The organism is Streptomyces odonnellii, from assembly GCF_000981895.1.
In the GTDB taxonomy this organism is placed as follows: Bacteria; Actinomycetota; Actinomycetes; order Streptomycetales; family Streptomycetaceae; genus Streptomyces; species Streptomyces odonnellii.
The window spans coordinates 1-13,889 of record NZ_LATD01000062.1; the positions used below are offsets into that span (position 1 = coordinate 1).

The following is a 13,889-nucleotide window of genomic DNA, read 5'->3' on the forward strand; positions in this document are numbered from 1 at the left end:
GCCCCGCGGGGAGGGCGGGCAGCGCTGAGGGCAGAGCCGGCAGATAGCTGTTGCCCGTGTCGTAGGCCGAAGGCACTCTGATCGGGGCGATCTGAGGCGTGCCCCGCTCCGCGACCAAGGAGTCGTAGATAGGGGTGTCCGGGAACGACGGCGCGGTGTAGTAACCGCCGCCGTAGGTGGCGCGGGGGGAGGTCATGGAACATAAGTTAAGCCCACGATGTGCCGGTTGGGGAGTCGGATAAGGGGGTTGTTTCGGGAGCTGTGGGCGGCTTCGGATCCCCAATGCGAGCGAACTTGGGAAAAACGGTCGTCCGACAGTGTTCGGATCGTGTAAAGGGCAAGCTAGCAGGGGGTTACGGCGGGTCTCGCGGGGTCCGAACCACGTTCCTGCCATTAGGTTTGGCGGCACAAAATCTTCGGACAACCCGACGCGCGATGGGGGCGAGCATGTCCATGCTTAAGGGAGCCAATCTTCCGGTACCGGTACCCGCCGTCCGGGTCGAATTGGGATGGCGTTCAGGACCCGGCGTACCGGACGTCGACGCGTCCGCGCTCCTGCTCGTCTCGGGGAAGGTGCGCTCGGACGCGGACTTCGTCTTCTACAACCAGCCGGAGCACGCGTCGGGCGCGGTACGGCACGAGAACAAGAAGACCGCGGGAGACGGTGTGACCGACACCGTCACGGTCGATCTCGCACGTGTGGAGCCCTCGGTCGAGCGGATCGTTCTGGCGGCGTCGGCCGACGGCGGCAACTTCGGCCGGGTGCCGGGGCTCCACGTACGGGTGCTGGACGCAGTGGCGGGCACCGAGATCGCGCGGTACGACAGCCAGGACGCGACCGTGGAGACGGCGTTCGTCCTGGGCGAGCTGTACCGGCGGCAGGGGAGCTGGAAGTTCCGTGCCGTGGGGCAGGGGTACGACAGCGGACTCGCGGGCCTGGCCAGGGATTTCGGAATCTCGGTCGACGAACCGCAGCAGAGCGCGGCACCCGCGCCCACTCGTGCCGCACAGCCCGCGCCCGCCCGTACGGCCGCGCCGCCGGCTCCTCCGGTACCCGCGCCCGCTCCGGCGCCCGCCCCGGCACCCGTACGGCTCAGCAAAGTCACCCTGACCAAGGAGGCCCCGACCGTCTCCCTCAGCAAGCAGGGCGGCAGTTCCGGCGCGATGCGTGTGAACCTCAACTGGCAGGTGCGCAAACAGTTCAAGGGCTGGGGAGCCAAACTCGGCCGGGCCGTCGCCATGCACGGCGATCTCGATCTCGACCTGTGCGCTCTCTATGAACTCAGCGACGGCCGCAAAGGCGTCGTCCAGGCGCTCGGCAATGCCTTCGGCGCGCTCAACCAGCCGCCGTACATCCATCTCGACGGCGACGACCGCACGGGCGGTCTCGACACCGGCGAGAACCTCACCATCAACCTCGACCACAAGGACCGGCTGCGCAGGATCGTCATCTTCGTGACGATCTATGAAGGCGCGCGCAGTTTCGCGGATCTCGACGCGACGGTGACCCTCCAGCCACAGCACGGCGCGCCGATCGAGTTCTCACTCGGCGAATGCACCGTGCCCTCGACGGTCTGCTCACTCGCGCTGATCACCAATACCGGCTCGGACCTCGTCGTCCAGCGCGAAGCGCGCTTTCTCGTACCGGAACGCGGAGTGAGTCCGCAGCGGACCATCGATTACGCCTATGGCTGGGGCATGAACTGGACGCCCGGCAGGAAGTGATCCGTCCGTCAGCGGTCCGGCGTGGCCCGGGGGCGGGTGTACGTACGCCCCTTCCAGGCCGCGCCGCGGCCCCGGTAGTGCTGCACGGCGGAGTCGACCGTCATCAGCAGATAGAGCGACGCCGTCAACGGCAGGAGCGGAGCCAGCGCGAGCGTCTGCCGGTAGTACCGCAGCATGGGGATGTACGTCGCCGTCATCACCGCCCACGCGGCGAACCCCAGCCACCCGGCGGCCGTGTCCCCGGCGGACACCCCCACGCCCAGGGCGAGCGGCGGCGCCAGATAAATCACCGCGAGCCCGGCCACCGTACCGGCGAGCACCAGCGGATTGTGCCTGAGCTGTGCGTAGGCGCTGCGCGAGACCATCCGCCAGAGGTCCGCGAGCCGTGGATACGGACGCACACTGTCCACCCGTTCCGCGAGCCCGAGCCAGATCCGGCCACCATCACGCCGTATGGCGCGCGCAAGTGACACATCGTCGATCACGGCCTGATGGATCGAGTCGGGAATCCGTGCCCGCACGGCGGCGTCCGTACGGAGGAGGACACAGCCGCCGGCCGCGGCGGCCGTGCGCCCGCCGGGGCGGTTGATCCAGCGGAACGGATAGAGCTGCGCGAAGAAGTAGACGAACGCCGGTACGACGAGCTTCTCCCACAGGCTCACCACCCGTAGCCGCGCCATCTGCGAGACCAGATCGAGTTCATGCGCGCGGGCGGCGGCCACCAGCTCCCGCAGGCTGTCCGGCTCATGGGCGATGTCGGCGTCCGTCAGCAGCAGATACTCGGGGTCGTGCTCGCGGGCCAGTGCGATGCCATGGCGCAGCGCCCACAGCTTTCCGGTCCAGCCGGGCCCGGGTTCGCCGGGCGAGGCGACAGTCAGCGGCAGCCCGCCGTGGCGCGCGGACAGTTCGCGGGCGAGTCCGCCCGTACCGTCCTGGCTGCCGTCGTCGATCAGGAACACCTCGGCCTCGCCGGGATAGACCTGCGCCAGCAGGGACGGCAGGCTCGCGGGCAGCACGGCCGCCTCGTCCCTGGCCGGTACGACGACGGCGACGGACGGCCAGCAGGCGGCGGGCCCTTCCGGCACGTGGTACTCCTCGTGCGCGGGGAGCCGCTGATCCGTACGCCAGAAGAACCCCTGACCCAGCAACAGCCAGCCCCACGCGGCCAGCGAACCCATGGCGATCCAGGCAACGGCACTCATCCGCCGCAGTCTGCCCCACATCGCCGGGACCGCACACGCGGTCGACTATGGTGACCGAGTGAAGATCGCGCTCATGGACTCGGGCATCGGCCTGCTGGCGGCGGCCGACGCGGTACGCGGACGGTGCCCCGAGGCAGATCTCGTCCTCTCCTGCGACCCCGACGGAATGCCCTGGGGCCCGCGCTCGCCGGAGGACGTCACCGAGCGGGCCCTCGCCGTCGCCCGTGCCGCCGCGGAGCACCGGCCCGACGCGCTGATCGTGGCCTGCAACACTGCCTCCGTGCACGCCCTGCCGACACTCCGCGCCGAACTGGAGCCGGCGCTGCCGGTCATCGGTACGGTCCCGGCGATCAAACCGGCCGCGGCCGGCGGCGGGCCCCTCGCGATCTGGGCCACCCCGGCCACCACCGGGAGCCCGTACCAGCACGGGCTGATCCGCGACTTCGCCCCGGCGGTGGACGTCACCGAGGTGCCCTGCCCGGGGCTGGCGGACGCGGTGGACGCCGCGGACGAGGCGGCGATCGACCGCGCGGTGGCCGCGGCGGCGGCGCTCACACCGCGCGACGCTCGGGCCGTCGTCCTGGGCTGCACCCACTACGAACTGGTCGAGGAACGCATTCGTACGGCCCTCCAGCGGCCGGGGCTGCCCGCGGTCGTGCTGTACGGCTCGGCGGACGCGGTCGCCGCGCAGGCGCTGCGGAGGGTGGGAGCGGTCGTCGCCGACGGGGCGGGCGGCGGACGGGGGCCGGTGACATCGGTCACGCCGACGGGTCCGTCCGGCGGACGGCTCACCGTACTGCTCAGCGGCCGGGAGGGCGTACTGCCCGAGGCCGCGCTCGCCTATGCGGAAGGGCGGCTCCTCGCCGCCGTCAGCCAGGTGCGCTGACCCGGGCTGACCTGAACGGAGCATCTTCACGGGCGCGTCCGGGGTACGTCCGGAGCGCCTGCTGGACGTCCGTCGCGGGCGTGCCGAAGGTGCGCGCAGGCGCTCGGACGGCAGACGGGACACACGGGCGGCCACGTTCGGAGTACGCGGGGAGCGGTCGGGGAGTGCCCCTGGAGTAACGCGGCATCAGCTCGCCGAGGGGCTACCGGCCCGGCGGAACCTGGGTAGTCTGCAAGACATGAGGGAGCATCCCCGGCATGAGGGCGACGCCGCTGAGCCCTTGCCCGACACCTGGACGGGCCGCGCCACCAACCGTGTGCAGTGGCTCCTCGCCGCCGCGGGCGCCGCGTGCATCGCGCTCGGTGTTCTGCTGGCCGTGGAATTCTCCTGGTCCTCCGGCTTCGCCGCGCTGCTGATGGCGGTCGTCGGCTGTGTGACGGCGGGACTGCTCGTCCTGTTCGGGACGCTCGCGTTCGTGCACGTCGCGGTCAGGGTCGAGGGCGACTGCCTGGAAGTGCGCTGCGGCCATATGGGACTGCCGCGCCGCCGCATTCTGCTCGCCCATGTGGTGGACGCCGCCTTCGAGCCACGGGTCACGCCGCGCCAGTGGGGCGGCTGGGGATACCGCTGGCGGCCCGAGAGAGGTACGGCCGTGGTGGTGCGCCGCGGCGAGGCCCTGGTGCTCAAGCTGGGCGACGGCAGGATCTTCACGGTGACGGTGGACGACGCCGAGTCGGCGGTGCGGTTCATCCGCAGCCGTCTGCAACTCGCGCCGAAGCCCAACGCGGCGGGTATCTGAGACCTGTCCGTCTTGTTCTGCGCGGCGGCTGGGTTTCGCGTGGACCTTGTTTACGTCGGCTGTGTTCTACGTCGTCCGCGCGTTGCGTCGTCCGCGTCAGGCCGGTGTCGTACGGGCGTGACCCCCGCCCGGGCCGTCGGGACCGGTGCCGGGCTTTGTCTCCGGCCGTGCCGTGGCCAGGCCCGCCAGCAGCCCCGCGCCCGCCGTCACCGAGGTGAAGCTCAGCGCGTTGCCCACGGTCGCCACGGCGGCGAGTGCCGTCAGCGCCGCCCCGGCCGTCAGGGCCACCGGCGTCGAGCACGCCGAGCGGGCCAGCCCGTACATCAGCCAGCCGTACACCGCGCCGAGCAGCACGACTCCCACGACGCCCTGCTCCGCCGCCTGCTGGAGCGGTGCCGAGTGCGGAGTGCCGTCGCTGTCCAGCGCACGGGTCGCGGTCGGACTGAGATCGCCGAAACGGTCGGGCCCCGAGCCCAGCAGCGGACGCTCCTCCGCCAGCTCGGCCGCGTCCTGCCAGAGCGCCACCCGGTACTGGGTGAGCTGCCCCTCGATCGACACCGAGAGCCCCTCGGGCAGCGCCTGCTCGGCCACCGCCCACGACATACCCACCACCAGCGCCGTGACCAGCGCCAGCCCGGCGAGACCGGCCGCCCGCCGCCGCGTCCTGGCCGCCGCCAGCGAGCACAGCACCACCCCGAGCACCGCGATGAACCCCGCGATCGACCCGAAGAGCAGCGCGGCTCCCGTGATCGTCAGCGCGAGCAGCCACAGCGCCAGCCGCACGGCCGGGGGCCGGGCCGCCGGCGCCGCGCAGCAGGCCGCCCCCGCCGCCAGCACCAGCAGCCCGGCGACCGCGCCCACATCCCCGGGCGGTGTGCCCACGGAGAGGGCCATGCCGAACCCCTCATGGCCTGATGCGATCGCCGCCGCGAGCCCGGCGACGGCCGTCACGGAGGCGGCCCCGACCGGTACGAGGGACCCGCTGATCCGGCCGCAGGCGTAACCGGCCGTGACGGCGAGCACCGCGAGCAGGACACCCTCGGGCCTGCCGCCGTTGCCCGCCGCGCTGATCAGCGCCCACAACGCGCAGCCGCCGAGGACCGCGGCGCCGAGGACGTCGGGAGCGCTGCCGCGTTCGCGCACGACTGATCGTTCCAACGGCGGTTCCGCCGGTGCGGTCATCCCGTCGCCCCCCGAACTCTGACGGGCCCCGCCCACAACCGCCGGATCCGGCCATGCGACAAGGACTGGCGCACACGCTAACGGCAGTGGTGGCGATGTGTGGAGGGATTGCGAAGGAACGTCACCGTACGTGTTGATCGCATGCGCCGACCGTCACAACGACGTGCGCACCGCGCGTACTGTCGGTCCCCCTGGACTCCGTGGCCCGTACTGACTGGTGCCCCTACTCCTTACACACGCCCGTGCTCCCCTTACATGCGCCCGTGCTCCCCCGCGACGGCGGCCCACCGTAGACTCCGCCGGGTGAGCGCCACCATCACCACCGCCGGGCCGACCCCGTCCGCCCCGGCCCCGGCGGGCCGAGGGCTGTCCGGGCTGCTGCGACGGTTCATCTGGCCGGGCGCCGCCGCGCTGTCCGGCGTCGTGCTGTACGCGAGTTTCCCGCCCCGCACCTTGTGGTGGCTGGCGCTGCCAGGCTTCGCCCTGCTGGGCTGGAGCCTGTACGGCCGCAGGCTGCGCGCCGCCTTCGGTCTCGGCTATCTGGCGGGCCTGGGCTTTCTGCTGCCGCTCCTGGTCTGGACGGGCGCCGAGGTCGGCCCCGGACCATGGCTCGCGCTGGTCGCGATCGAGGCGCTCTTCATCGCTTTCACCGGTATGGGGATCGCGGCCGTGTCGCGGCTGCCGGTATGGCCGGTCTGGGCCGCGGCGGTGTGGATCCTGGGCGAGGCGGTCCGGGCCCGGGTGCCGTTCGGCGGTTTCCCCTGGGGCAAGATCGCCTTCGGCCAGGCCGACAGCGTGTTCCTGCCGCTGGCCGCGGTCGGCGGCACTCCGGTGCTCGGTTTCGCCGTCGTCCTGTGCGGCCTCGGCCTGTACGAGGCGGTGCGGCAGGTCCTCGCGTACCGTACGGCCGGAACGTTCCCGCGCCGTGCGGCGTCCGTCGCGGCCCTCACCGTCCTCGTACCCGTCCTGGCCGCGCTCGCCGCACTGCCGCTGGTGGACGACTCCGCCGAGGACGGCACCGCGACCGTCGCCGCGATCCAGGGCAATGTGCCCCGGGCGGGCCTCGAATTCAACGCCCAGCGCCGCGCCGTACTCGACAACCATGTGAGCAGGACCCTCCAGCTCGCCGACGATGTGAGGTCCGGCAAGGAGCCGAAGCCCGATTTCGTCCTGTGGCCGGAGAACTCCTCCGACATCGACCCCTACCGCAACCCCGACGCACGGGCCGTGATCGATCAGGCCGCGAAGGCGATCGGCGTACCGATCTCCGTCGGCGCCGTGGTCACCCCGGACACCGGACCGCTGCGCAACACCCAGATCCTGTGGGACCCGGAGCGCGGCCCGACCGCTACCTACGACAAGCGGCAGATCCAGCCCTTCGGCGAGTATCTGCCACTTCGTTCCCTCGTACGGATGATCAGCCCCGGGTACGCGGACATGGTGCGCCGGGACTTCGGGCGCGGTACGGAGCCGGGCGTCTTCGACCTCGCGGGCACGCGGGTCGGGCTCGCCACGTGTTACGAGGCGGCCTTCGACTGGGCGGTACGGGACACCGTCACGAACGGCGCGCAGCTCATCTCCGTACCCAGCAACAACGCGACCTTCGACCGCAGCGAGATGACCTATCAGCAGCTCGCGATGTCGCGGGTGCGCGCGGTCGAGCACAGCAGGACCGTCGTGGTGCCCGTCACGAGCGGCGTCAGCGCCATCATCCAGCCGGACGGAACGATCACGCAGAAGTCCGGGATGTTCACTCCGGACGCGCTGGTCGCGAAGGTCCCGCTCCGCTCCTCGCTGACGCCCGCGACCCGGCTCGGCACGCTGCCCGAATGGCTGCTGGCGGCTGTCGCGCTGGGCGGACTCGGCTGGGCGACGGCCCGCTCGGTACGCGGTTCCGCGCGAGCCGGCAGGCAGTCGGCGGACGCCCGTTAGGGTCGGGGGCATGGGAACCCCTGACTTCATCCGAGAGATCCGCGCCACCGCGGGCCACCAGCTCCTTCTGCTGCCCGGTGTCAGCGCGATCGTCTTCGACGACGACGGGCGCGTGCTGCTCGGGCGCCGCGCCGACACCGGGCGGTGGTCGATCATCGGCGGGATCCCGGAGCCGGGGGAGCAGCCCGCGGGCGCGGCGGTACGTGAGGTGTACGAGGAGACCGCCGTGCGGTGTGTGGTGGAGCGGGTCGTGCTCGTCCAGGCGCTCAAGCCGGTCACCTATCCCAATGGCGACGAATGCCAGTACATGGACATCACCTTCCGCTGCCGGGCGGTGGGCGGCGAGGCGCGGGTCAATGACGACGAGTCCCTGGAGGTCGGGTGGTTCCCGGTGGACGGGCTGCCGGAGCTGGCGGACTTCGCGCTGCTGCGGATCAAGCAGGCGCTGACCGACGAACCCACATGGTTCGAACCCATGCCTTCCCGGTGAAGTGTGGGCCCTGACCACATCGGTCGGGGCTGGGGCGCTGCTTAGGGTGCGGATTATGACCGCGCCCACCACATCAGGTCCCGTTTCCCACCCGCTCGGGTCCGCTGCCGCGGAGGCCTCCGGCGGGGGACCCGCTTCCGATCACTCCCCGGCCACCGCCCCGACCGCTCCTGTCGCACTCGACCTCGGCGGCCGTGTCGCCCTGGTCACCGGCGCCGCGAGCGGGATCGGCCGGGCCTGCGCGCTGCGACTCGCGGCGGCCGGAGCCCGGGTCAGAGCCGTGGACCGGGACGGCGAAGGGCTCGACGGCCTGGCCACGGACGCCAAGGGGCTGGTGGGCGCCGTCGAACCGCGCGTCCTCGATCTGACCGACCTCGACGCGGCGGAGCGGGTCGCCGCGGGCACGGACGTCCTCGTCAACAACGCCGGACTGCAACTGGTACGCCCCATCGAGGACTTCCCGGTAGAGGTCTTCCACACCGTCCTGACCGTCATGCTGGAGGCCCCCTTCCGGCTGATCCGTGGCGCGCTGCCGCACATGTACGGCCAGGGATGGGGCCGGATCATCAATGTGTCCTCCGTACACGGGCTGCGCGCCTCGGCCTTCAAGTCCGCCTATGTGGCCGCCAAACACGGTCTCGAAGGGCTCTCCAAGACCGCGGCGCTGGAAGGGGCGTCGCACGGGGTCACCTCCAACTGCGTCAACCCGGGGTATGTGCGTACACCACTGGTCGAGAAGCAGATCGCGGACCAGGCGGAGACCCATCACATCCCGGAGGAACGGGTCCTGGCCGATGTCCTGCTCCAGGACTCCGCGCTGAAGCGGCTTCTGGAACCGGACGAGGTCGCCGAGGCGGTGGCCTATCTCTGCACCCCGCAGGCGTCCTTCATCACGGGCACCTCGCTCGCCCTCGACGGCGGCTGGACCGCGCACTGAGGGAGCCGGCTGAGCCTTCCGGGCGGCCGGGTTCTCCACATCGCTTGCGTTGTCCACAGGGCTGGCGCGGCCGGCCGTACGACGGGTAATCCTGTGTCCATGTCCCAAGAACAGGCTTCCTACCTGGAACTCCTCGCGCGCGGCGCCGCGGCGGAGGCATACGACCGGCCCGCGCTGCTCGCCCGTGCCGACGGCGCGGCGGCGGAGACGCTCGCCGCGCTGGAGAACGCCAAGCAGCTTGCCCTGCGCGTACGGGCCGAGCTGGCGGAGCGGCGCCGCCGGGAGGCCGAGCTGTCGGCGCTCTTCGAGACCGCGCACGACCTGGCCGGGCTGCGCGATCTCGACGCCGTGCTCCGCGCGATCGTGCAGCGCGCCCGCTCCCTGCTGGGCACGGAGGTCGCGTATCTGTGTCTCAACGACCCGGACGAGGGCGACACTTATATGCGTGTCACGGACGGTTCGGTCTCCGCCCGCTTCCAGCAGCTCAGGCTCGGCATGGGCGAGGGGCTCGGCGGGCTGGTCGCCCAGACCGCCCGCCCCTATGTCACCGACAGCTATATCGACGATCCCCGCTTCCAGCACACCACCACCATCGACTCGGGTGTGCAGGACGAGGGGCTGGTCGCCATCCTCGGTGTGCCGCTGATGCTGGGCAGCCAGGTCATCGGGGTGCTCTTCGCCGCCGACCGCCATGCCCGGGTCTTCGAGCGCGAACAGATAGCGCTGCTCGCCTCGTTCGCCGCGCACGCCGCGGTCGCCATCGACACCGCGAATCTGCTGGGGGAGACCCGTACGGCCCTCGCGGAGCTGGAGAAGGCCAACGAGATCATCAAGGAGCACAGCGCGCTCATCGAGCGTGCCTCGGATGTGCACGACCGGCTGACCGAACTCGTGCTGCGCGGTGGCGGTGTCCACGACGTGGCGAGCGCGCTGTCCGAAGTGCTGGACGGCACAGTGGAGTTCGCGGGCCCGGGCTCCGCCTCGGTGACGGCGCTGGAGCTGACGGGCACCGACGGCCGCGCCAAGTGCCATGGCGAGGTGTGGGGCGCGGCCGTCTCGGCCGGGGGCGAGCTGCTCGGCGCGCTCGTCCTGCGCGGCCATCCAGGGCTGGACCCCGTCGACCAGCGCACCCTTGAGCGGGCCGCCATGGTCACCTCACTGCTGCTGCTCGCGCGCCGTTCCGCGGGCGAGGCCGAACAGCGGGTGCGGGGCGAGCTGTTGGACGACCTCCTCGACGCCCCCGACCGGGACCCGCGGCTGCTGCGTGAGCGAGCCGTCCGGCTGCGCGCCGATCTCGACGCCCCGCATGTGGTGCTGGCCGCCAGGATCGACGGCCCCGCCCCGGACACCACGGAACGCGAGACGGCCGACCGGCGCCGGCTCTGGTCCGCCGCGTCCCATCTCGCCGCCACCGGACAGGGACTGGCCGCCACCCGCGACGGGGGCACGGTTCTGCTGCTGCCGCTCGCCCCCGGCGACACGGCCGCCGGACTCGCCCGCCGTACGGCCAGACAGCTCGGCGGCGCGCTGCGCGAGCCGGTCACCATCGGCGCCTCCGCCGTCGTCGAGGCGCCCGCGGCCCGGCCGGGGGCGATAGCGGAGGCGTACGCGGAGGCCAGGCGCTGTCTCGACGCGCTGCGGCTGCTCGGCCGCTCCGGCGACGGCGCGGCCGCCCAGGATCTGGGCTTCCTCGGACTGCTGCTCGCCGACACCCGGGACATCGAGGGCTTCGTCCAGCGCACCATCGGCGACCTCGTCGCCTACGACCGGCGCCGGGGTACGGACCTGGTCCGCACCCTGGGGGCCTACTTCGAGTCGGGGATGAGCCCGGCCCGTACGAAGGACGAGCTGCACGTCCACGTCAACACCGTGGCCCAGCGGCTCGAACGGGTGGCCCGGCTGCTCGGCCCCGACTGGCAGTCACCGGCCCGGGCCCTGGAGATCCAGCTCGCGCTGCGGCTGCACGCGATGGCCGCCGCTGTCGTGCGATGAGCGCTACGCCTCACACAACAGCGGCGGACAAGGCCGGCCCGTCCGGTACGCGCCCGAGATGTCAGGCGCGCGGGGTACGGAGGGAGGCCGCGGTTCCGGCGTCGGCTCCGGCGCCGCGCGGCGCCGGCACCTTCGCGGAATCCGGCCCGGCGTCGACGTCCGCGAGATCCCGGTTCCGGGTCTCCCGGGCGCAGGCGATCGCCACGACCGTGATCAGTGCGGCGGCGATGACGTAGAGGGCGATCGGTGTCGAGCTGTCGTAGTCGGCGAGCAGCGCCGTCGCGATGAGCGGCGCGGGCGCCCCGGCGGCCACCGACGCGAACTGCGCGCCGATGGAGGCCCCCGAGTAGCGCATCCGGGTCGCGAACATCTCCGAGAAGAACGCCGCCTGCGGCGCGTACATCGCCCCGTGAAGCACCAGCCCGACCGTCACGGCCACCAGCAGATTGCCGAAGCTCGCGGTGTCGATCAGCGCGAAGAACGGGAACATCCACGCCCCGACACCGACAGCGCCGATCACATAGACCGGCCGTCGTCCGATCCGGTCCGACAGCGCGCCCCAGGCGGGGATCACCGCGAAGTGCACGGCGGAGCCGATGAGTACGGCGTTGAGCGCGGTCTGCTTGCTCACCTCGGCCGCGGTCGTCGCGTACACCAGGATGAAGGCGGTGATCACGTAGTAGCTGATGTTCTCCGCCATCCGCGCGCCCATCGCCACCAGCACATCGCGCCAGTGGTGCCGCAGGACCGCGACGACCGGCATCTTCTCGGCCGCGGCGGCGGACTTCCGCTGCTCGGCCTGGGCCAGCGCCGCCTTGAAGACGGGGGACTCGTCGACGGAGAGCCGGATCCACAGCCCGACCAGCACCAGCACACCGGAGAGCAGGAACGGTATGCGCCAGCCCCACGAGGTGAAGGCGGCGTCCGAGAGCAGCGCGGTGAGCGCCGAGAGCACCCCGGTCGCGAGCAACTGCCCGGCCGGCGCACCGGTCTGCGGCCAAGAAGCCCAGAACCCACGCCGCTTCGCGTCCCCGTGCTCCGACACCAGCAGCACGGCCCCGCCCCACTCACCACCGAGCGCGAACCCCTGGACCAGCCGCAGTACGGTCAGCAGCATGGGAGCGGCCGTACCGATGGTGGCATGTGTGGGCATCAGCCCGATCGCGAAGGTCGCACCGCCCATCATCAGCAGGCTCAGCACGAGCAGCTTCTTGCGCCCCATCCGGTCCCCGTAATGCCCGAAGACCAGCGCACCGATGGGCCGTGCGGCAAACCCGACCGCGTAGGTCAGAAAGGACAGCAGCGTCCCGACGAGCGGATCGGAGTCGGGAAAGAAGAGCTTGTTGAAGACGAGCGCGGCGGCCGAGCCGTACAAGAAGAAGTCGTACCACTCGATGGTGGTCCCGATGAGGCTCGCGGCGACAATGCGCTTGAGTGAGCGGGGCGTTGGCGGAGCGGATGCCGAGGCAGCCATGGTCACCACTTCCGGACGGGATGGGGACGGTATGTGTCGCCACACCGTAGGAATGCCGACGTCAAGGGCACATGTGGTGGGGCACCATAGTTCGGGGCCGGGGTGTGCGTGTAGGACCCATGTCAGCCATCGGGGGCGTACGGCAGGGGCTCGGCGTACAGGGTGGCCGAGGAGGGCCGTCGTATCGGTTGCCTACTCGGCTGCGTTCCTGCCGGAAGCACCCGGTCGGCCCGGCTCGATAGCATGCAACGCATGGCCATCAGACTTGAGAACGTCGGTATCGCCGTTCGTGACCTCGAAGCAACGATCTCCTTTTTCACCGACCTCGGCCTCACGGTCGTCGGCCGTGACACGGTCAGTGGTGAGTGGACCGACACCGCCGTCGGCCTCGACGGCAATCACGCCCGCATCGCGATGCTCCAGACGCCGGACGGTCACGGCCGCATTGAGCTCTTCGAGTACATCCACCCGGAAGCGATCGAGTCGGAGCCCACTCGTCCCAACGAGATCGGCATGCATCGCGTCGCCTTCGCAGTCGACGACATCGACGAAGCCCTTGAGACAGCCGCGAAGCACGGATGCCTTCCGCTTCGCGGTGTGGCGACCTATGAGGACATCTACAAGCTCACGTACGTCCGCGGTCCCAGCAGCATCCTTGTGATGCTCGCCGAGGAGCTGAAGAAGAACTGAGGGCCGATCGGGTCACGATGGCTGTTCTATTCGGTTAGTACCTGGCCGGCGCTTGCGCAGGGTTCCGGCCTCTCCGGCGGATCGTCGGGTGTCAGTGGCCGACAGGGCGCCGGGGCAGCGGAGACGAGTACACGACGCTGGTCGTGACGGAACCCAGGCCGCCGATTCGACCGGAGACCTCTTCCAGATGGCGCATGGAACGCGTCGCGACCTTGATGATGAAGCAGTCGTCGCCCGTCACGTGATGGGCTTCCAGGATCTCCGGCATCGCCTCGATCAGGTCGTGGAAGGGTTTGTAGTTGCTGTTCGGGTAGCGCAGTCGCACGAACGCCATGATCGTCAGCCCGACCTTCTCCGGGTCCACGACCGCCGCGTAGCCGTCGATGATCCCCGCCTCCTCCAGCCGGCGCACGCGCTCGGTGACCGCGCTCGCCGACATGGAGACGGCGCGCGCGAGGTCGGCGAAGCTGGCCCGGCCGTCGCGCTGGAGGACGTCGAGTATGCGCCAGTCGAGGGCGTCAGGGGAAAACGTGGCCATGGCTGAGAAGTAGCACGGATTCCCCGGTCATAGCAATAAAGA

At 71.1% G+C, this 13,889-nt stretch carries 13 protein-coding genes; 8 read left to right on the plus strand and 5 right to left on the minus strand.

The features are described 5' to 3' along the window. Positions 1 to 196, minus strand: a 196-nt coding sequence (locus WH07_RS07825; protein WP_046497003.1) for a DUF6643 family protein, incomplete at its 3' end; no start/stop codon positions are given. A gap of 251 nt (positions 197 to 447) precedes the next feature. Between WH07_RS07825 and WH07_RS07830 the strand changes: the two genes are divergently transcribed. Continuing rightward, positions 448 to 1,725: a TerD family protein gene (locus tag WH07_RS07830; RefSeq protein WP_046497006.1), complete on the plus strand. Its 1,278-nt coding sequence runs from the start codon at positions 448 to 450 to the stop codon at positions 1,723 to 1,725. A gap of 8 nt (positions 1,726 to 1,733) precedes the next feature. Here the strand turns inward: WH07_RS07830 and WH07_RS07835 are convergent, their stop codons facing one another. Continuing rightward, positions 1,734 to 2,927, minus strand: coding sequence for a glycosyltransferase (locus tag WH07_RS07835; protein ID WP_046497010.1), 1,194 nt, complete (start codon positions 2,925 to 2,927; stop codon positions 1,734 to 1,736). A gap of 58 nt (positions 2,928 to 2,985) precedes the next feature. On the opposite strand from WH07_RS07835, the gene WH07_RS07840 reads away from it, so the two are divergent. Then, positions 2,986 to 3,813 (plus strand): glutamate racemase, encoded by an 828-nt coding sequence (locus tag WH07_RS07840; RefSeq protein WP_232788767.1) that lies wholly within the window; start codon positions 2,986 to 2,988, stop codon positions 3,811 to 3,813. A 238-nt stretch (positions 3,814 to 4,051) separates the two neighbouring features. Continuing rightward, positions 4,052 to 4,612, plus strand: coding sequence for a hypothetical protein (locus tag WH07_RS07845; protein WP_046497013.1), 561 nt, complete (start codon positions 4,052 to 4,054; stop codon positions 4,610 to 4,612). Between the two features lie 96 nt (positions 4,613 to 4,708). Here WH07_RS07845 and WH07_RS07850 read toward each other — a convergent pair whose 3' ends face one another. Next, complete coding sequence (locus WH07_RS07850) at positions 4,709 to 5,794, minus strand: O-antigen ligase family protein (RefSeq protein WP_046497100.1); 1,086 nt, start codon at positions 5,792 to 5,794, stop codon at positions 4,709 to 4,711. A 303-nt stretch (positions 5,795 to 6,097) separates the two neighbouring features. Here WH07_RS07850 and lnt point away from each other — a divergent pair, with 303 nt between their 5' ends. From lnt to WH07_RS07870, 4 genes are all read left to right on the plus strand, one after another. Further along, positions 6,098 to 7,726, plus strand: coding sequence for an apolipoprotein N-acyltransferase (gene lnt, locus WH07_RS07855; protein ID WP_046497018.1), 1,629 nt, complete (start codon positions 6,098 to 6,100; stop codon positions 7,724 to 7,726). Between the two features lie 10 nt (positions 7,727 to 7,736). Beyond that, positions 7,737 to 8,216 (plus strand): NUDIX hydrolase, encoded by a 480-nt coding sequence (locus WH07_RS07860; protein ID WP_046497021.1) that lies wholly within the window; start codon positions 7,737 to 7,739, stop codon positions 8,214 to 8,216. Positions 8,217 to 8,271: 55 nt separating this feature from the next. Beyond that, positions 8,272 to 9,153: a 3-hydroxybutyrate dehydrogenase gene (locus WH07_RS07865; RefSeq protein WP_079023039.1), complete on the plus strand. Its 882-nt coding sequence runs from the start codon at positions 8,272 to 8,274 to the stop codon at positions 9,151 to 9,153. A 99-nt stretch (positions 9,154 to 9,252) separates the two neighbouring features. Further along, positions 9,253 to 11,145, plus strand: coding sequence for a helix-turn-helix domain-containing protein (locus tag WH07_RS07870; RefSeq protein ID WP_079023040.1), 1,893 nt, complete (start codon positions 9,253 to 9,255; stop codon positions 11,143 to 11,145). 61 nt (positions 11,146 to 11,206) lie between these two features. Here the strand turns inward: WH07_RS07870 and WH07_RS07875 are convergent, their stop codons facing one another. After that, positions 11,207 to 12,619, minus strand: a complete 1,413-nt coding sequence (locus tag WH07_RS07875; RefSeq protein ID WP_046497026.1) for an MFS transporter — start codon at positions 12,617 to 12,619, stop codon at positions 11,207 to 11,209. A 252-nt stretch (positions 12,620 to 12,871) separates the two neighbouring features. Between WH07_RS07875 and WH07_RS07880 the strand changes: the two genes are divergently transcribed. Next, positions 12,872 to 13,309, plus strand: coding sequence for a VOC family protein (locus WH07_RS07880; protein WP_046497105.1), 438 nt, complete (start codon positions 12,872 to 12,874; stop codon positions 13,307 to 13,309). Between the two features lie 91 nt (positions 13,310 to 13,400). On the opposite strand, the gene WH07_RS07885 is transcribed toward WH07_RS07880, so the two are convergent. Further along, positions 13,401 to 13,847, minus strand: a complete 447-nt coding sequence (locus WH07_RS07885) for an Lrp/AsnC family transcriptional regulator (protein ID WP_046497029.1) — start codon at positions 13,845 to 13,847, stop codon at positions 13,401 to 13,403. Positions 13,848 to 13,889 lie beyond the last annotated feature (42 nt).

What these genes read in the sequence shown, in the direction of transcription:
- WH07_RS07830 (WP_046497006.1), top strand. Translation starts at nt 448, where the DNA reads ATGTCCATGCTTAAGGGAGCCAATCTTCCGGTACCGGTACCCGCCGTC.
- WH07_RS07835 (WP_046497010.1), bottom strand. Translation starts at nt 2,927, where the DNA reads ATGAGTGCCGTTGCCTGGATCGCCATGGGTTCGCTGGCCGCGTGGGGC.
- WH07_RS07845 (WP_046497013.1), top strand. Translation starts at nt 4,052, where the DNA reads ATGAGGGAGCATCCCCGGCATGAGGGCGACGCCGCTGAGCCCTTGCCC.
- WH07_RS07850 (WP_046497100.1), bottom strand. Translation starts at nt 5,794, where the DNA reads ATGACCGCACCGGCGGAACCGCCGTTGGAACGATCAGTCGTGCGCGAA.
- WH07_RS07860 (WP_046497021.1), top strand. Translation starts at nt 7,737, where the DNA reads ATGGGAACCCCTGACTTCATCCGAGAGATCCGCGCCACCGCGGGCCAC.
- WH07_RS07865 (WP_079023039.1), top strand. Translation starts at nt 8,272, where the DNA reads ATGACCGCGCCCACCACATCAGGTCCCGTTTCCCACCCGCTCGGGTCC.
- WH07_RS07870 (WP_079023040.1), top strand. Translation starts at nt 9,253, where the DNA reads ATGTCCCAAGAACAGGCTTCCTACCTGGAACTCCTCGCGCGCGGCGCC.
- WH07_RS07875 (WP_046497026.1), bottom strand. Translation starts at nt 12,619, where the DNA reads ATGGCTGCCTCGGCATCCGCTCCGCCAACGCCCCGCTCACTCAAGCGC.
- WH07_RS07880 (WP_046497105.1), top strand. Translation starts at nt 12,872, where the DNA reads ATGGCCATCAGACTTGAGAACGTCGGTATCGCCGTTCGTGACCTCGAA.
- WH07_RS07885 (WP_046497029.1), bottom strand. Translation starts at nt 13,847, where the DNA reads ATGGCCACGTTTTCCCCTGACGCCCTCGACTGGCGCATACTCGACGTC.